Annotated in this window: 18 protein-coding genes; 2 read left to right on the top strand and 16 right to left on the bottom strand. The window is 30.5% G+C overall.

The window, feature by feature from the left end:
* Positions 1–67: 67 nt before the first annotated feature.
* The 14 genes from U8307_RS09095 to U8307_RS09030 all read right to left on the bottom strand — a co-directional run bounded on the left by U8307_RS09095 (position 68) and on the right by U8307_RS09030 (position 14,448).
* Entirely contained in the window at positions 68–859 is a 792-nt protein-coding gene (locus U8307_RS09095) for a MerR family transcriptional regulator (RefSeq protein ID WP_326907165.1), read from the bottom strand.
* An 85-nt stretch (positions 860–944) separates the two neighbouring features.
* Positions 945–1,820, bottom strand: coding sequence for an AraC family transcriptional regulator (locus tag U8307_RS09090; protein ID WP_326907162.1), 876 nt, complete (start codon positions 1,818–1,820; stop codon positions 945–947).
* Between the two features lie 102 nt (positions 1,821–1,922).
* A complete protein-coding gene (locus U8307_RS09085) occupies positions 1,923–5,297 on the bottom strand; it encodes a TrmO family methyltransferase domain-containing protein (protein WP_326907161.1) in 3,375 nt (1,124 codons plus the stop codon).
* Between the two features lie 209 nt (positions 5,298–5,506).
* Positions 5,507–6,865 carry an MATE family efflux transporter gene (locus U8307_RS09080; protein WP_326907159.1) on the bottom strand — a complete coding sequence of 453 codons (1,359 nt, stop codon included), beginning with the start codon at positions 6,863–6,865 and terminating at the stop codon, positions 5,507–5,509.
* Positions 6,866–7,297: 432 nt separating this feature from the next.
* Positions 7,298–7,675, bottom strand: coding sequence for a hypothetical protein (locus tag U8307_RS09075; RefSeq protein ID WP_326907157.1), 378 nt, complete (start codon positions 7,673–7,675; stop codon positions 7,298–7,300).
* Between the two features lie 258 nt (positions 7,676–7,933).
* Complete coding sequence (locus tag U8307_RS09070; protein WP_326907155.1) at positions 7,934–8,398, bottom strand: hypothetical protein; 465 nt, start codon at positions 8,396–8,398, stop codon at positions 7,934–7,936.
* 130 nt (positions 8,399–8,528) lie between these two features.
* Positions 8,529–9,278, bottom strand: a complete 750-nt coding sequence (locus tag U8307_RS09065; RefSeq protein WP_326907153.1) for an N-acetyltransferase — start codon at positions 9,276–9,278, stop codon at positions 8,529–8,531.
* 75 nt (positions 9,279–9,353) lie between these two features.
* Positions 9,354–9,536 carry a 4Fe-4S dicluster domain-containing protein gene (locus tag U8307_RS09060; RefSeq protein ID WP_326907152.1) on the bottom strand — a complete coding sequence of 61 codons (183 nt, stop codon included), beginning with the start codon at positions 9,534–9,536 and terminating at the stop codon, positions 9,354–9,356.
* A gap of 217 nt (positions 9,537–9,753) precedes the next feature.
* Positions 9,754–10,176 carry a DUF2000 domain-containing protein gene (locus U8307_RS09055; RefSeq protein ID WP_326907149.1) on the bottom strand — a complete coding sequence of 141 codons (423 nt, stop codon included), beginning with the start codon at positions 10,174–10,176 and terminating at the stop codon, positions 9,754–9,756.
* A gap of 62 nt (positions 10,177–10,238) precedes the next feature.
* Positions 10,239–11,063, bottom strand: a complete 825-nt coding sequence (locus U8307_RS09050) for an AraC family transcriptional regulator (RefSeq protein ID WP_326907148.1) — start codon at positions 11,061–11,063, stop codon at positions 10,239–10,241.
* Between the two features lie 779 nt (positions 11,064–11,842).
* Positions 11,843–12,298 carry a hypothetical protein gene (locus U8307_RS09045; protein WP_326907146.1) on the bottom strand — a complete coding sequence of 152 codons (456 nt, stop codon included), beginning with the start codon at positions 12,296–12,298 and terminating at the stop codon, positions 11,843–11,845.
* 75 nt (positions 12,299–12,373) lie between these two features.
* Positions 12,374–13,015: an MBL fold metallo-hydrolase gene (locus U8307_RS09040; RefSeq protein ID WP_326907144.1), complete on the bottom strand. Its 642-nt coding sequence runs from the start codon at positions 13,013–13,015 to the stop codon at positions 12,374–12,376.
* An 86-nt stretch (positions 13,016–13,101) separates the two neighbouring features.
* The gene (locus U8307_RS09035; RefSeq protein ID WP_326907142.1) at positions 13,102–13,788 is read right to left on the bottom strand and encodes a TetR/AcrR family transcriptional regulator; all 687 of its coding nucleotides are present in this window, start codon (positions 13,786–13,788) and stop codon (positions 13,102–13,104) included.
* Between the two features lie 75 nt (positions 13,789–13,863).
* On the bottom strand, positions 13,864–14,448 hold the full coding sequence (locus U8307_RS09030; protein ID WP_326907139.1) for an HD-GYP domain-containing protein: 585 nt from the start codon (positions 14,446–14,448) through the stop codon (positions 13,864–13,866).
* 582 nt (positions 14,449–15,030) lie between these two features.
* Here U8307_RS09030 and U8307_RS09025 point away from each other — a divergent pair.
* Positions 15,031–15,243 (top strand): hypothetical protein, encoded by a 213-nt coding sequence (locus U8307_RS09025; protein ID WP_326907137.1) that lies wholly within the window; start codon positions 15,031–15,033, stop codon positions 15,241–15,243.
* Between the two features lie 550 nt (positions 15,244–15,793).
* On the top strand, positions 15,794–16,942 hold the full coding sequence (locus U8307_RS09020; RefSeq protein WP_326907136.1) for a tyrosine-type recombinase/integrase: 1,149 nt from the start codon (positions 15,794–15,796) through the stop codon (positions 16,940–16,942).
* 380 nt (positions 16,943–17,322) lie between these two features.
* Here the strand turns inward: U8307_RS09020 and U8307_RS09015 are convergent, their stop codons facing one another.
* Together U8307_RS09015 and U8307_RS09010 are read right to left on the bottom strand one after the other, a co-directional pair.
* Positions 17,323–17,949 (bottom strand): TMEM164 family acyltransferase, encoded by a 627-nt coding sequence (locus U8307_RS09015; protein ID WP_442985520.1) that lies wholly within the window; start codon positions 17,947–17,949, stop codon positions 17,323–17,325.
* Positions 17,946–18,113: a hypothetical protein gene (locus U8307_RS09010; RefSeq protein ID WP_326907132.1), complete on the bottom strand. Its 168-nt coding sequence runs from the start codon at positions 18,111–18,113 to the stop codon at positions 17,946–17,948. Before U8307_RS09010 ends, U8307_RS09015 begins: the two co-directional genes overlap by 4 nt.
* Between the last annotated feature and the right edge of the window lie 80 nt (positions 18,114–18,193).

Below are 18,193 nucleotides of genomic sequence, written 5' to 3'. Positions count from 1 at the left end.
GGTTGGTAGTCACTACCAGGTCAAGCAATTAATCAATATAAATCTAATTAAGAAAGCTTTTAATTACTTATTTTATTGGAACCCAAATTTCAAAGTATCGTATTACACCTTTTGTTAAAACTTCTTCATTTATTATCCAACCTATTATATCGCCGTTTAATTTTAGTCCTTCTTTTTTCATATAATCTATAACATAATTCAATGACTCAGCAATTAATGCATCATCTGTGATTTTTAAAATTGTATGAATACACTTTTTAGAGGGATAAATTTTTCCTAATGTATTATGTAATTTATTTATAACATGCTTATATTTAGTGTTAACGGCATATCCAAAATGAATATCTTGCCCTACTTTATCGCCAAATTGAGATATGTGTACGGCAAGATATACAAATGGCAAATATTCTAAATATTTCCTAGTTGTATCTAATATCACTTCATCAGTTTGAAATTCATCATTTTTTTGGTTATAATATAATAATACTTCCGGACTATCTTCAAAATTTAATTCACCAACAAAATTAGTATATTCAAAGGACTTTTTCAAATCTTCAACTCTCATTAAAAGATTTTCGTAGTATATACACTTTTCCTTTATGTCTTCAGTTTTCTCATTAAGTTTTCCCAAGACACTTCTATTATCAATCTTTAAAATATCAAGTGATTCATCAAGAGTGAATTCGTAACCTCGGTAAAATTTATATGCCACTATTTTATTTAAATCTAATGTATCATAATACTTATAATTATTAATTTGATTACGCTCAGGTTTAATCAATCCTATACTATCAAAATATCTAAGGGTTTCAACTGATACTCCTAGTATTTTTTGTACATCTCCAGACTTATACTTCATTTTACCTCCTCTATATATTTTTTTCTTACTTACTTTTTCACGAAACTCCCTTTACGAAAGAGTTTAAACAATAATTATCCAACTTTCAAACAATCGGTATATAAATCTCTACCAAACGCTTGTCTCCTTGCATTTCCAATAGAGGATAATGCTCAAAAGAAAACCTATCGTCAAGTTTATACCCAATATTTGGAAGCCATTTTGTGTACATATAATACCATGCTTTGCGGTATTCACTTGAATCTACCATAAAACTTCCGACCCCATACAAGCCTTCCGAAAGAGTGAGCACACTAATATCTCCACTGATTGCAATATTTCTATCAACAGACATACAGACACTGAGCCGCAAATTTTCTTCGTCAGTTTCGTTTCCAAAATCATGATAGATAACAAACCATCTTGAGTCTACTGAAATTAGCTTTCTTTGATTCGCCCAATGATAGAGCTTGTAAAACAAACGAGAAAAAAGTTCGCTGTCTCCTTTGTATGATCCTGTATATCTAGTATAAATGAGATTAGTTGCCTTCTCACTTCGTATCTCAATATTTAGTGGCTCAATACTCATATCCAATCCATTGAAATTCTCTTCAATAGAATTAATCTCATTTATGACACCATTTATTTTTCTATAGCTGCTAGCACTAATACCATATTTAAGTTTAAAAGCCTTAGCAAAAGAGGCTTGACTAACAAATCCTACACTCATGGCGATGTCAATTATTGGTCGCTCCTTATCTGCCAAAAGCATATAAGTTGCCTTCTCCAATCTTATCCTTTTAATAAATCTATACAAGCTTTCTCCTGTCACAAACCCAAATATCCTTTGAAAATGATACTCACTAAAATTGGCTATTTGAGATAACTGTTTAATTGTAAGGTGTTTATCTAAATGATTTTCTATATAGTCTTGTACTTTATTAATTTGTTCAACATAAGGATTCTCATCATTTATATGCATATGACGCTCCTTTACTCTTTTGATATATCATATCATATAAAAGACTACTTCATCAATTCAAATCCTTACAACAATTATGATAATTTAACTAATCCATCCCTATTATTTTTTCTTATAACCAACCTTAATAATATAACCACCTTGATTTCCCCCTCTTGGACCAAGCTCTACAATGTAATCACATGCATTAATCATTTTGAGATTATGTTCAATTATAATAATAGTTGCACCTTTTTCTTTCAATTCCATTAAAACTGCTATAACCTTTTCAGCATCTTCCTCATGTAAACCAGTAGTTGGTTCATCTAAAATATAAAGGATATTTTTACAATCTTTTTTGTATAATTCTTTAGCTAACTTAATTCTCTGTGCTTCACCACCTGATAAAGTAGAAGCACTTTGACCAAGCTTAAGATAACCTAAACCAACTTTATCTAACATCGAGAGCTGTCTAACAATCTCCTTTTCTTCTTGAAAAACTTCTATCAAATCATGAATTTCAAATTCAAGAATATCTCCTATAGACAAACCCTTTCTTTTAACCTCTAACACCTCTTTAGAATATCTTTTACCATGGCATTTATTACAAGTAACATAAAAATCATCCATATAATGCATGTTCACTGCAACCTCTCCAAGACCACTACACTCTGGACACTGACCCTTTTTTGAATTAAAGCTAAAAAATTCTTTTGACAGGTTTTTACTTTTTGCTTGTTTAGTTCCTGCATAGCATTTTCTTATTAAATCAAACACCCCAGTGTATGTGCCAGGATTAGATCTTGAATTGCTACCTATTGGTTTCTGATTGACATAGCAAACATCTTCAAATACTTCTACTCCAGTTACTTGCTGTAAAGTACCCATCTCCTCAACAGTTCTTCCAAGTAATTTCATGATATAAGGATATAAAGTCTTTGATATAAGGCTACTTTTCCCAGAACCACTTACACCTATAACTGCTGTTATCATTCCAATTGGTATTGCTACATCAACACATTTTAGATTATGAGTTGTAACTCCCTTAAGTTGAATAAAAGAATTTTTACCATTCTCTATATTGTAATCCTTAGATAAGTCATTTACAATTTCAATAGCATTAAAATCATCGTTATAACTATGTAATTCAAGCTGTTTTTCAATCTCTTGTCGGTATTTTACAGATATTAGTTCTCCACCATATCGTCCCGCTTTTGGTCCCATTTCAAAATGCATATCAGCAATCGTCATAAAGATTTTTTTGTGTTCGACAAGAATAACCGTATTTCCATGCTTTTTCAAATCTGTGATAGTATCCATTAAAAACCTATAATCCTTAGGATGTAATCCTTTTGAAGGTTCATCCATGATATAAAGAATATTGGACAAACCTGTCCCAAATTGCGTTGCTAATTTCAGACGCTGAGCTTCTCCACCAGACAAACTAGGCACACTTCTATCAAGGGTTATATAACTTAACCCTACATCTTGTATCCATTTTAGTCTTTGATTTAATTTAATAAAAAGCATCTTGGTCTTATCATGCTGGTCCTTCATAAGCTGCCCATATATTTTATGACACCATACGCGTAACTGGTCAATACTAAACTTCATAACCTCAGGATATCTATATCCATATATATTAACCAACCTGCCTTCCTCTCGTAGGCGTTCACCTTGACATTGACTACATGTTTTTTTTGACATATATCGCTTTATCTGATCAGTCATTGTTGTAGATTTCGTATCATGAATTAATCTTTGAATAATATTAACAGCACCTTCGACAGGTCTTGTGATGACACCGCTTCTTCCATTTAAATTCTCATATGACAAGCTTACTTCCCGTTCATTTGAGCCATAGAAAAACTGTTGTTTAAATTCATCTGGTAATTTTGAAAATGGTAATTCTAAATCTACATTTAAGTCATCGGCTAAAGCCAAAATCTCTCCTCTCATCCAATTAGCATTTGGTTTCTTTCTATGTTTTCTTAAATTACCATATAGTGATGAAGCACAGTCTAGCAAAGATTTATCTGGATATTCAACAATTTTTTCTTCATCAATCTGCATTTCTACGCCTAAACCTTTACAAATTGGACACATATAATCAGGGTTATTATAGCTAAACAGTTGAGGAGTTCTATCTAATAGAATCTCACCACAACCTTTACAAACATTTGAATCATCAATAATTTTATGACATTTTGGACATAATCGCTCGCCGATAGTTACAAATAAAAGCTTCAGAATATCTGCTATCTTAGTAACTGTTCCTACAGTAGACCTTGGATTAACTCCTAACGTTCGTTGTTCAATCGCTATGGCCGGTTGTAACCCTGTTATCTTATCAACATGCACATCAGAAAATGTATCATTTAACATTTGATTTGAGAGAACCAGATCCATAAACTGTTTTTGACTCTCAGCATAAATTGTGTCAAAAGCCAAACTAGATTTGCCACTACCACTAACACCAGTAATTAAATTAACACTATTTTTAGGAATTGATACAGATACATTTTTTAAATTATGAATATGTGCATTGTGTATATGTATTTCTTGGTCATCATATTCATCTTCTACAATATCAGCTAACTCAAGTTCACCACAAAACTCAAAATGCTCATCCCTTATAATTGCGTCCTGCAAAAGTTCTTTAGACGATATATCTATCTCTTTTGGTTTATCAAAACTTTTATATGTCGTCCAATGTGATACCCAAGGAGGTAGAGTAGCTCCTTCTATTTTGTCTACTAATGGTTGATAAAACATAATTTGAAAAATTTTCGTCCCTGGAAAACCATCAAAACTATTGACATCAATAATGCCATTATGATAATCTACCTGCTCTACTTGTACAACTGTTGACCCTATTGGATTTGGTCGAACCGGCGATCTTGTTGCAAATATTCCCATTTTGGGTGCATTATTATATGGAGGACTGCACATTCTATTCTTTCGAAACGAATCTTTGTCAAAACGGTGAAACCACCACAACACTCTAATATAATCACCTTTTTTAATGATATGAGCATTATCAGGACAGTACTCAATTTCTTTTAATATTTTTTTCTCAAGTTGAATGACTGTCCTATTTTCATACACTTTATATTCGCCAATGAAATTATCTAAATAATTTATACAGAATCTATTTTTAGGTTCTTTTGCTTTAAGCACAACTTCTTCAGCAGGATAATAGGGCTTTATATCAATTAATTGTCCTAAAGTCTCTAATGTTTTTGATTCCACATTCTTTTTTTGTGTATACTGTATATACTTCTCTGGTATTTGAAGTATAAGTTGACCCATCTTTTCATTTATTTCCAAAATTTTTGTTACATATAATTCAATTCTATCTTCCATAAGAAAATATAGCATGCAATGAGAAAACATATCCAACTTATTCAATGCTTTTTCATATCCTGTATGTAAATTAACAAGAAATGCATTGTTTTTATCATCTATATCTACTGTTCCAATTTCCAACCACTTCATAATAAATCCCTGCTTTCTTAATTATTTAAAATCATTATATCATTTACTGATTAGAAATTCTTTTCCATTACTGCTAAATTATCAATACAATCTGAATTATAAAAAACCGCTACAAATAAAACAAAAAGAACTAATAGAATAATTCTAATCAGTCCTTTTTTAATAATCTTCAATTCGCCAATCGGTACTTTATGTCACGAAAGTTAGTTTTATTCTATTAATGTTTTTCTCTTCCATCCGTGAGTTTTATATATCAATAGACCATAAAGGCACACTATTAAATTGCTAAAACTCATAGAAAACCAAATGCCGGAGGCTCCAAAATTAGAGAAATTTTTAAATATTAATATCATTGGCAACCTGACTGCCCAAAGTCTTCCTACCTCCATGGACATAGAATATTTTGTATTTCCTGAGCCTTGAAATATACCTTGGAATACACTGAACATACCCATCAAAGGCATTGAAAATGCAACATATTTCATATAAGTCATACTTTGAATAATTACCTCAGGCTCATCTTTAGATTGAATAAAGAAATCCACCATTTGTTTGTTGAAAATAAATATTAATGTACCACCAATACTTCCTATGCATAAGGCAATTTTTGAAGCCTTGATAAAGCTTTCTGTCGCCCTATCAAGTTGGTTAGCTCCTAGATTTTGACCTACAACTGCTGTAAGAGCTGCACCAACTCCCATAGCAGGTTGCATTACCAAACTTGTAACTCTATTTACCATGCCAAATGCAGCCATTGTAGCAGTTCCATATGATACAATAAATCCATTTAGAAACATAAACCCAATGGATGCGCCTGCTTGTCCAATAGATGCTGGTAGTCCGACTCTTACAATTTCTTTTAGTATGTTTTTATTAACTTTAAATCCCCTAAAATTAGGTTTTAAAGCATTATCTTCTTTAAGTATAATTCTAACTCCTAACAATGCCAATACCATCCTTGATAATACTGTAGCCCAGGCTGCACCTTCTATACCCATATTTAATGTAAATATTAACACTGGATCTAATGCAACATTTAATAAAGCGGATATAGCGCTTAATATTGTTGGAGTTACAGTATTTCCCTGTGCATTCATTATAGAATTTATATTAAAATATAAAAACATAAATGGTAAATCCAAAAATGTTATTCTTAAATATATATTTGCTAAATTAGCGAATTCACCTTCACCACCCATAAGTTTAATTATATATGGACTTGTAATAAATCCAACTATGGTAAACGCAATTGATAGCAAAAATGATGATACCATTAACTGAGTAGTATATTCTTTGGCTTCTTTATACTTACCTGCACCCAGCAACTGGGAAAGTAGGGAGGTTCCTGCAACTGACAATCCAATTCCTAAAGCAACAAACAGAAAGTTTATTGGCCAAACGAAAGAAGTAGCTGCAAAATGAACTGAAGAAATCTTACTAACCCAAATCCCATCTACCAAGTTATATAATGTCTGTATTATACTATTAATCATAATTGGAATGGATAAGGTCAACAACACCTTATACATACCACCCTTTTGTATTAATTCTGATTTATTCTGTATCACTAGCCAGTCACCTTTCTTAATTAATTCTGGAACCTGGCATAGCCAGATAGTTCTTCAAAACAAATCTATTATACCATGATGAAGAATAAATACCAATTATTCATCTCTAATTTTATCAACAAAGAATGCATATCTTTTATACTTAACCGAACTCCAAAAAAGATAATAAAAAATCGCCCTCTCTACGTAAAGAAAGGGTACAATAGCGAAAGCTATGGTTTTAATAATTGGCAATATAATATCCGTCCAATCACTCGTTTTGATATATACCCATTAACTTGAATTTTTAAACACATGACTGAAAGTTCTAAATTATTTCTTCAGTATATTAACTCCGGCATAATTAATTAACTCCCTTGCCTTTATCATAAATTCCTATTAATCTATTTGATTATAAATAATACTTAAGTCGAAATATATTAATGATGCGTTTTAAAATCTATTAAATTGTAAGTTCATCTCACCTTCCCCTGAATTATCGACATTCTCAAATGTTAAAGTCCACTCACCAGTTATTTTATCAAAACTCTTTACTTCTTTTAAAGGTTTATCTGAATCAACTTCTCCACTCCATTGTATGTCTCCATTTGGATCTTTAAGTTCAAATGTAACTATACCCTTAGTAAGATTAAGATTTATTTCTAATTTCATTCCTTTAAAATCATCTTCAACATTATAACTATAGGTATCCGTAAATTCAGAGCCTTCCTTAATGCTATAATGTGCTGAACTTTGATTTCTAACTATACAGCCTGTCATCGCTAAGAGAAATACCCCTATTATGATAATAAATGTTAACTTTTTTTTCACTACAATTCCTCCTTTGATTGAACATAAATCTACTTATATTCATTATACAAATAACTTTATATTTTCTTCACCTTTACAGAATAAAGAAGAACAAACCGCATAAGGTAAGAACGCTAGAAGTCTGAAGGCATAAAAAAAGTACCAAGCAAGACCAAGCATCAGGATATAATTTTTTATAGACCCATTCTTCAAAAATAGCAAAGTGAATACGGCTAGTAGTACTGAGAAGGGTATGGAGATGATAGTACAAATCATAATTTAGAATTTAGATTTATCATAGTTATAAGGAATGCTTGTTCCAACAACTACATCTTCAATCTTTTCAATTATCAACCAGTCATCCATATTTCCTTGATGATCAAAATCCAATGGAGTAATCTTCTTCACATTTCCGAATTCTACAAGACATAAACATTTCTTATGCCAACGGTCTTTTTGTTTTTGTGTCAAGTTCAGCTTTTCCTGATTTTCTTCAAGTATTTTATTAATCTCGTCTTCTGTAAGTTTTACATAATTCTGTACACTTTTAACAACAGCAGTTGCTGAAATTTGACCTGAACCCTTTTCCATAAAATACAAGGAATCCCTCTCAAATACCCGGCTATGTGGAATCTTTCTTCCTGCTGCACCACGAATCACCATAGTTTTTGTTCCTTTTGAAATTTTATCCAGTACTTTCTCGCCTCTTTTACCTGCATTATCGCAATAAACTAAATGTACCATTATTCATTTTCCTTTCTAACATAAAATACTAAACTCTTAATAATTATACCTCTCTTTTTTGTACAATAAAGAGAGGAGTAATATAGTAATAAAAATATATATTCTTATATATATTATATATCCAATTCGCTCACTTTTTTAGGATTTTCTCAATAGCATTCACATCCAGTAAGTTTACAGTTACGAATTCACCTTTATAAAACGTACCCCAATTATTGAAAACACAAGGTAACTCCTTGGCCTTTTCTAGCGTATCCACTTTAACAAGGGACAACGGAATATTATTTGTTTCACAGTATTGTTTTATTTCGTTTATCTTTTGATAGATAAATGGGCATTGCATACTATAATATACGGTTAACTCTTTTTTCTCTATTTTATGAATTTTGGTATTTTTTGTAAATTCTGGAGTTGTTCCGTCAAAGGAAAGTGCAAGAAGTTCATAGCCATCATCAGTTGTATCAACAACTTCAAATCCATATTTATTGGCAAATTCCTGATTGGAAAGCCAATTCTTCTGTTTTTTTGATCCAAGCATACAGATACCAGACTTGCCCTTTTCTTTTGCATCGGCAATACAGTACTCCATCAGTGCCTTGCCATATCCCTTTCCTTTATACTCACCTAAAACCCATAGGCAATATATATAATAATAATTGTCTCCAACGATAGGCACCCATGCTGTTTTCAGCGGTGCATACTCGATAAACACGGTGGCCTTCGCATTTAATTTTCTAAATACATGACCTTCATTTAATCTATCTACAAGCCACTGTCTCTTTGCTTCAACACCCGGATGGAGCTTTTTGCTACGAATAATACAACATAAGTGTTCAGCTGCTAAGTTATCCGGTGTTAAGTTTATAAATTCATTCTTCATAGCCTGTCCTCTCTAAAATATATTTAATGACGAAATAAACAAACGGCAAATTTTTGCCACTTATTCATTGTAGTTTTAGTATTTATTATCATCAATCATTTCTATAGCATTAACAGGACATAATTTATAACAAATCCCACAACCGGTACACTTTTCAATATTTATAATAATCTTATCTTTAAATTTTATAGCAGGACATTTTGATCTTAAACACATTTTACACTGTCTGCATTTTTCTTGATTAACCTTATATTTCATATAAACCTTCTTTTAAATTATTCTTACATGTTAGTTTACGACATATGTCATTATACTTTTTTATTAATCATATGTCAATAATTTGTAAAAATGTTAAAATAGCGAAGTTGTATTATAAGTATACAATAAGTTCTTGTTTCATTTCAATCACTCCTCATATTGTTATTTCGGCACCCTGCTTTTACTTTGGAAAATTCCAATAGATTTCTACCACTTATTATCTTAAAAGCGGCATAAACCCTGTTAATTTGTTTACCTTTTTCTTTTCTCCATAAATAGCTATTCCCAAATAAGTGTACTCCTGTTCCGGTACGCATGCTGCCTTTGCTATATATTCACTATATACATTGCAACATTGTGCCACATCAGAAAAATCAACAACCACTAAATCACTATACTCCGGGGCATACAGTCGTTCCCTCAAATCCTTTAAGATGTCCTTATTTCCTTTCAGCATTGAAATAGGTATTGTTATTATGCCCAAATGCGATTTACGAGTAGCATCAGAAACATCATCTCCAACCTGCTCTGGTATATGCTTACCCAAAGTTACACCTAAGATTGCAGAAGTATTGGCTATGACCCCAATTGGTAGTTCTGAATCTATAATCATTACACATTTCATATCGCAATCATTCATTTTTAAATTCTCCTTTGTTTTAATATCTTCTTTTCTATCCATGTAAATCATTTATGCAATTATCAATTACAAATATCCTTGAAAATGTTCATATATTGTTTTGGTGTCAGGCCAATAAACTTTTTAAAGAAATTTGAAAAGTGACTCTGGTCGGTAAAACCTGTCTTTAATGCCACATCAATGGGTAATTCACCTTGTTCCAAAAGCTTTTTTGCTTTATTGATGCGTATCGTTTCCAAATAGCTGTATGGAGAAATTCCTTTTTGTTTGGTAAAAGAACGTAGTAAATAGTATTTGCTTAACCCGGTTAGATTACTTAAGTCGTCTAATGTGATATGATTCATGTAATTTTTTTCTAAAAACTCAGAAATAGTCTTGGCTTCTATACTTTGTTCCGATTTTGATGATGGGACTTCCTTTTCTGTATATTCATCAATTAACTGCTCTAAAAGCAAAAAGAATATTTCTTCTTTTCTAAAATCCTTCTCCTCCTGCATAATTGCTAAATGCAAATCTCTTAATATCGAAATCATTTCACTATGAAAAACAACTGGTGTTGTAAAACAAGGTAAATAGTCCCTTCCTGTTATTTCAAAAACTGCTTTACCCATAATTTCCGGTTGAATATTGATACAGCGATAATTCAGCGTTTTTCCATCGATTTGTTCGCAAATATGATTATCTCCGGGATTGAACAGTAACAAATCTCCAGGTTCTATGGTATACTCCTTGTTTTTACAGGATAAATACCGACACCCATTTTCTATAAACCCAATTACATAATACTCGTGAAAGTGGTTGGGGAATTTTTGCATAATCCCTTGAAAATGATATGCTTCTATTTTTAGTTCAGCGTCAAATTTCACTGTTCTTATTTCTTTTGACAAGGGTTTACCTCCTTCCTTATGATTTGATATCTAATGTAACACATAACTTTGAATCATTCTTGTATGATATTGCTCTTTGTTAATTGTTTTTTTACATGATACTTACTTTAGATGATAACCCTTTGATACAAGTTACGGTAATTATTAGAAAAGAGTAATCCTGTTCCACAACGATGTATACAAACAAAGACATCAAGATTTTCTGTCCTAATGCCTTTGGATTAATGTCTGAAATTTCTAGGGTGAACCCCCGAGTTCGTTAAAATCTTCAAATGTATTTAAGTGATTTCTTATAAGGTCTATATCAATTATATTATACTAAGAATAAATAGCTGTATAAAGAAACATTCTATCCATCGTATAAAATACACATAACATTTCCTACATAAACTCTACCTCTAAAGGTAAACAAAAAGTATTATATATTTTTATCATATCTATTAACATGATTAGTTTTAAGACTTGGCCTTTTGGACAATCAGTTGCATCCTTACTATCCTGATTAAAATATCCTTTATATCTCTTTATCAAGGTTATCTTCCAAATAATCTACTGCTTCAGTTAATCTTGATATCCATTTCATCATATCATCTCGTTACAATCAAAAGTATATAGTTTATTATAAATATAATCCTCTCTGCTATTTCATATGCTAAATTCATTGTATTTTGATCAACGCTTTTTTCATATGTTATAATTCCTTCCTTAAAGTCGTTTAATAATATTATATCCTTACTCGTTAAAACAGCTATGATTTTCATAGCCATTTTAAATGTAAATTATTGTGAAATTTTTTCTATATCAGTGACAATAAGTTGACCATCAGATGTTTCATAATAATGAACCTTAACTTCATCATCCTGTTGGAGATTTAAATTTTCGAATTTTTCTCGAACATCATCAGTCAACATAAACATTTTTGGTGGTATTGAATCTGGCACTCCGCTAATTTTAACCTCAAAAAAATTCACATCAGCTAATCCATTAAATTTTCCTGTATCGATTTTTATATCTTCTGTAACACCTTCTTCGTCTTCTGTAACTGAATCGTTATTTTCTGGTGCATTTTCGTCTTCTTGTTCAATTTCTTCCTCAATCTTTTCTTTAGGATTGTCATCATCAAATTCTTCTATTATTTCATCCGTATTTTCCGGAACTGTTTCATCTTTAGGAGTAGCACACGATGTAATCAATGCTATAACTAATACAGCAGATAATAAAACTATATTTTTCATATTTCACCTCATTTTACTATTCATTTATACTTATCATTAGACGAAATTTATATAAAAAGTGTTCCAACAATGGTATTATAATATATCTAATATTTCTCCAATTACATTCTTTTGCAGTACTTTATTATGACCTGAAATACAAATATCAAAATCCATATTCTGATATTTTTCCAATGTTCTAATATACACTTCCTTTTCACAATAAATACTGGGTACAATCTCATTCATGTTGTCACCGATATTATCTGCAAGTACAAGTACTTTATCTTCTTCATCTAAAATACTTATTGAATCCAATGTATGCCCGGGAGTATGAAATAATCTAATTTTATCTTCAGTAAAATACAATTCATTTTGAAAAACTAAATTAGGGAGATACATTTCCACTTTACCAAAACAATAGTTGTTATTTTTATTCATCATATTTTCCCACTTCGATAAAATCATATCCCTGCATAGTTTATGTGAAATTATCATACAATCTTTAAACGAGCCATTTCCCCATACATGATCCCAATGGTAATGCGTATTTATAACAATTGTTTTTCTATTGTCATCTTCTATGTACCTTTTAATATGATCAATACTTAATGATCCTAATCCAGTGTCTATTACATAATTGTTCTTTCTGCCTTTTATTAAGTATATATTTAAATCCCAGTCCAAATCATCATGTGTAAATAAAATTCCTCTGTTTTTAATTTTTTGAATTTTCATACATACCCTCCTGTTAAATCACATAAAATTTAACTAAAACGAACCTTTTTCAAAATACTCATGATCCCACTTCTCAGGAATAAAGCTTAATTTCTAATTAGTATAGGTTCAATAATATCATCTAATAGCGTGTTATATACTTCTTTCAAAGAATAATCATGACGTAAAAATTTATTAATAATATATGGACTAAAGTATATAGATAATAATTGAAAAATCACCTTTTTTATATCTGTATCAGATTTAAATTCATTTGCTTCAATTCCTTCTTTCAGCAAAATTATAAAATTTTCTGCTACAGTAGGCATTTCTAATTTTGAAGAGTTCTTAATTAAATCTTCATAGTTCGGAAACTGATATAAAAAGTCTGCTTTTGTATATTCTACATCTTTAATGATATTCTTATCACGCCTTAATATATGACTAATAAAAAGAGGCATTTGATTGTTGAATTGTTCGTCTTCTTTTATTGTAAATTCAAAGACTAATTTAATCTTATCATAACAAGAACACGTTTTATGTTTTTCAGTATTCAATTCAATGTACAATTTTGCACAAAACCACCATCCGTAAAAAGTATAAATGTGTTCCTTAGTAGGAAAATAGTTGAAAAATGTTCCTCTTGATATTTCTGCCTTTTCACATATCTCTTCTACAGTAACTGTTTCATAATCCTTTTGTAAAATTAGCTCTAAAAATGTTTGTAATACATTAAATCTTGTTTTTGCAAAATTTAACTCTCTAAGGGTTAACTTTGTTTCTGATCGCTTCATCTTGCCACCTTTGTTTGTATTAATGTGTTTTACCACAAAAATAATAATTATAGTTTTTATCTATTGCTTTTTGTTTTACTTTTGATTCATCAATAGCTTTTCAAGTAAGTGATAGCTTTTTCTAAAAATATAAGAATCTATTGCTTTATCCTCCATACTTTCCATAGTTTTTAATGGATTTTCTATACAAAAAGGTCTATATACTCTTGGTTGTGTAATAGCATCAAATATATCTGCTATTCTAATAATTCTACTATGTAATGGAATATCTTCTCCCATAATTTTATCTGGGTAACCGGATCCATCACAGTTTTCATGGTGATGCCTAATTGTTTTTGCCTTTAATATACTGTAATCGTTATTATCTACCATAGATAAATATAATTCTTGCGAATAAATAGCATGATGTTTCATAATCTCCAATTCCTCAGGCGATAACTTTCCCCTTTTGTACAAAATAAGCTCCGGGATTTTACTTTTACCTATATCGTGATATAAGGCCTCTTCATATAGCTGTTGTTTTTCATCAGCACTAAAGTTCATTTCGTCAGCAATTTTCATTGCAATATTAGCAACGTTATTAGAATGTATGAATAATTCTATAGAAAAATCATGCTTCATTAAATTAAGGTAGTTAACATTTTTAATATTCTGAATCATATATGCACCAACTATTGTATTTTGTAAATCCACAAAAAACTATATTTTCAGTTTCAATATTATATGTTGAAATAATTGTACTATTGTATAATTTTGTACCTTAGTCAAATATTATTATATTATTTCCACTTTTTTCTGTCAACTAATTTCTGATAAAGATTCACTTAGTTTTTATCATAACATAAAAAGATTTGACTAACGTCAAAATCACTCCCCCTGCCCCCTCAATCTTGAGGGGGTAGTTTTTTTTCTCCGTTTAAGTCTTTTCTTTTATTCAAATTTATTGTATTATGTTTTTTATGAGCAAATATTCTATTAAACAAATTTTCAACGATAATTGGTATTTATGCTAAACCTACTCCTAATTCTAAGGATTTAATTAAGCTTACATCCGATTTTCATCGTGCAAGAATTAAAAAGCATTCTAACTGGAGGTTTAATATTGCTTTATCCTTCAATTATGACCCTCTTTCTTGTTCTTGTGGACATACTATGACTATTTTAGATGTTTACCATAACAAGGTTTCATTATTTCAGCCTTACTTAGATTATTATTCTTCTGCTTAAGGAGGTGATGTTTTTATGGCTAAATTTAAACCTAGTAAAAATGTTAAATTTAAATGTTTATCCTGTGGAAAGACTGAAGAAATTCCACGTGATGTTGTTCAATATTTTGATGAGATGGACGGTGGTGACCCATCTGTTCCTCCTCGTTTTGACTGCGAAAGATGCGGCAACTTAATGCAACCTGTCTATTACAAAAGTGTCTATGGGTATATTTACAAGTTAGATTGATTTTTCTTCAAATTAATTGCACTTAAAGACTTTTCACTAAAGTCTTTTTTGTGCTTTTTTCTTTTTACTAGAAATTTGAGAACTTTCCTATATAATAAAAAAGTAGTTTCCAAGTTTAATGGCCTGCCATTTTTTGTTATGTAAATAACAAAAAATGGCATATCAAAATCTGCCTCCTTAAAACTAAGAAACTACTTACTTGTACGTTTCTATATAAACAAGCTTAATAGCCTGTTTGATTTCATAATCATCCTCCGAAAATTAGAAAAATAATATTCTAATTTTTTAAACAAGCATAATGCTTGCTAGTTCACAATCATCCTCCTTGTTACCACAACAAACCTTTACTATATCAACCTCCCTTGACTACCTGACAGTATATGTATATGTTTATGTATATATATTTGTATATACACTATTATTATAATATATCTTTTTCTATTAAACAAGTACATACAAAATAAATTTTTTCTCCACTTCTGTTGTAAAAATTTTGTGCTACAATAAATGACTATAATATAAGTACAATAATTTGGAAGGATGAAGATTTATGAGTATTGAGTATAGAGGAGAAAAAAAGTGGCGTTTTAGAATTACGTATGAAGGAAAAAACTATACTACTAATTATTTTTCTTATATTGCTCCTTTATTTAATTCTAAAGATAAACCAATAATTCCAAGAGAAGTTAAAAGTGCTCATGATGAATTTAAAGTTGATATTGAGAGGGGCAAAATTGGTACAGATGAAAATATGAAGTTCTTTGATTTAGCTCAATTATGTTATGATGAATATTTTAAAATAGAATGTAAGGTATCTACACAAAACAACTATAAAAATATATTAAATAATCATATTGTACCTTTTTTCGGAAAAATTAAAATTTCATCTATAAAACCTATTGATATTCAAAAGTTCACAAATAGATTAAACACCAATTTAAAACCCAATACTGTAAATGGTATTGTAGGCGTCTTAACTAAAATATTTTCACTAGCTGAAGAATGGGGCCTAATTAATTCATCACCCTGTGGACATGTTAGGAAACCTGCAAGAGAACGGAAAGGCGGAACCGAACTCATGCCTATGCATGAAATAGGAAAACTATTTGAAATATTTGAGCAAGAAACTAATTTAATGCATAAGGCAGCATTTTATTTAGCTATATGCTGTGGTTTAAGAAATTCAGAAATTAGAGCTCTTACCACTGATGATATAGACTTTAAGAATAATACAATTAATGTTAATAAGCAGATTGGTGAAAAAAGACAAACTGATGGAACTATAAAGGAAGATATTATAACAACTAAAACAAAATCTTCAAATAGTATTATATATGCACCGCAATTTGTATTGGATGTATTGAAAGAATATATAACAGAATTGCCTTACATACCAATGTCTAAGCAGATATTTTGGTCACATATAACTAGAAATCCTATAACAAAGCATTGCCTAAGCAAAAGATTTGCCAGGGTATTAGAAAAAAATAACCTAACTCAAATAAGATTCCATGACTTGAGACACTTACATGCAACACTTTTAATTGGCGCTAATGTGGATGTTCAAACAGTTGCTAAGAGAATGAGACATTCTAATGCTAGAACAACAATGGAGTCATACATACATTCATTAGATGCCATAGAAAAGAAATCAGCATCTGAATTAGAAAACTTTATTAATAATTTAATGGCAAAATAAGAACCCCACTCAACAACGCAATCGGTGATTGCTGTTGGGTCCCGGGAACCTTGTTGTATTCACAATAATAAACGGGCAAATTTTTAGAAGTAAATGCTAAAAATTTGCCCGAGATTATTAATCAATATAACCATTGGAAATAACGCATATAACGAAAGACTTCTGTATAAATATAAAAAATAATTTATAACAGAAGGTCCGAAAAATGGGTAGTTTCCAATGTTAAAAAATATTTTTTGCCCCAGATTTGCCCAGAGCACATACCCTATACTCTACACCCATTGGAATTGCTGGTTATCAGAAGCACAGTTTCCACATGCCTTGAGAATACAATAATGATGTCATCAGTATCTGGTACTCCATTGGCGTCAGGTTAAAAATTAAATTAAAGATTCAATCACTTCATCTGTTTCCATATATTCATGCACAATAGATTTCTTTTTGTGAATTCTATTGCGAATTTCCTTAAAAGTAAGTTTTACCACATTTATAAATAATACCAGCCATGGTAATGCCACAATCCAATACCAAGGGAATGAAAAATTTCTCAACAAAGGTATGCAATTGGCATTTAACATTATTAAATAATTAGTGTTTAACACCCTTGACATAACAAATGCTACAGCAGCAATTGCAACAAAACCTGCGAATGGTTTTTTGATGTCTTTTTCGTGCTCCCAATGATTAGATACAAATGACATTGTAATTGCTATAATTACCATTAGGGTATGAGAAACCATGCTTTGCACTGACATTATATGAATGCCTGCATAGTCGTAAAAAACCCAGATGGGATACAAAATCACCCCTGCGCCCCCCATAAATGACAATATGTCCAGATATGGATACATTTTTTTCTTTCCTGACAATGCAATGAATGGAAGTGTAAGACTAATTTGATTGCACCAGTCAAAACGAATGTTTTTCAAACTAAAACCATTATAAAATGTAAGCCAGCCAATTCGAAATATTTCTAAAACTATCATTAGAATTGAAGATTTCTTCAATATTTTTTTGAATAATTTTCATCGCAACGCTCCATTTGCATGTTAAAAATGTGACAGATGACCATTACTGCCAATGAAGACAATATGAAGTGTTCAGGTGAAAAAAGCCTCGAATCCGGCACTACATTTTGAGGTTTAAAATAATTTTCGTAAAAAGTTTCCATAATAATTCCTCCAAAAAAAATTAATAAAATGATTTTAACATTTTATTAATTTTAAATTAAGTCTAAAACTAGCTGGCTTT

Source organism: Sedimentibacter sp. MB31-C6 (genome assembly GCF_035934735.1).
Lineage (GTDB): Bacteria > Bacillota > Clostridia > Tissierellales > Sedimentibacteraceae > Sedimentibacter.
The sequence above is the reverse complement of the archived record's forward strand: the minus strand, read 5'-3'. Positions and strand labels throughout refer to the sequence as shown.

Coding starts and splice junctions, on each gene's coding strand:
- U8307_RS09095 (WP_326907165.1), bottom strand. CDS start 859: ATGAAGTATAAGTCTGGAGATGTACAAAAAATACTAGGAGTATCAGTT.
- U8307_RS09090 (WP_326907162.1), bottom strand. CDS start 1,820: ATGCATATAAATGATGAGAATCCTTATGTTGAACAAATTAATAAAGTA.
- U8307_RS09085 (WP_326907161.1), bottom strand. CDS start 5,297: ATGAAGTGGTTGGAAATTGGAACAGTAGATATAGATGATAAAAACAAT.
- U8307_RS09070 (WP_326907155.1), bottom strand. CDS start 8,398: ATGGTACATTTAGTTTATTGCGATAATGCAGGTAAAAGAGGCGAGAAA.
- U8307_RS09065 (WP_326907153.1), bottom strand. CDS start 9,278: ATGAAGAATGAATTTATAAACTTAACACCGGATAACTTAGCAGCTGAA.
- U8307_RS09060 (WP_326907152.1), bottom strand. CDS start 9,536: ATGAAATATAAGGTTAATCAAGAAAAATGCAGACAGTGTAAAATGTGT.
- U8307_RS09055 (WP_326907149.1), bottom strand. CDS start 10,176: ATGAATGATTGCGATATGAAATGTGTAATGATTATAGATTCAGAACTA.
- U8307_RS09045 (WP_326907146.1), bottom strand. CDS start 12,298: ATGAAAAATATAGTTTTATTATCTGCTGTATTAGTTATAGCATTGATT.
- U8307_RS09040 (WP_326907144.1), bottom strand. CDS start 13,015: ATGAAAATTCAAAAAATTAAAAACAGAGGAATTTTATTTACACATGAT.
- U8307_RS09035 (WP_326907142.1), bottom strand. CDS start 13,788: ATGAAGCGATCAGAAACAAAGTTAACCCTTAGAGAGTTAAATTTTGCA.
- U8307_RS09030 (WP_326907139.1), bottom strand. CDS start 14,448: ATGATTCAGAATATTAAAAATGTTAACTACCTTAATTTAATGAAGCAT.
- U8307_RS09025 (WP_326907137.1), top strand. CDS start 15,031: ATGGCTAAATTTAAACCTAGTAAAAATGTTAAATTTAAATGTTTATCC.
- U8307_RS09020 (WP_326907136.1), top strand. CDS start 15,794: ATGAGTATTGAGTATAGAGGAGAAAAAAAGTGGCGTTTTAGAATTACG.
- U8307_RS09010 (WP_326907132.1), bottom strand. CDS start 18,113: ATGGAAACTTTTTACGAAAATTATTTTAAACCTCAAAATGTAGTGCCG.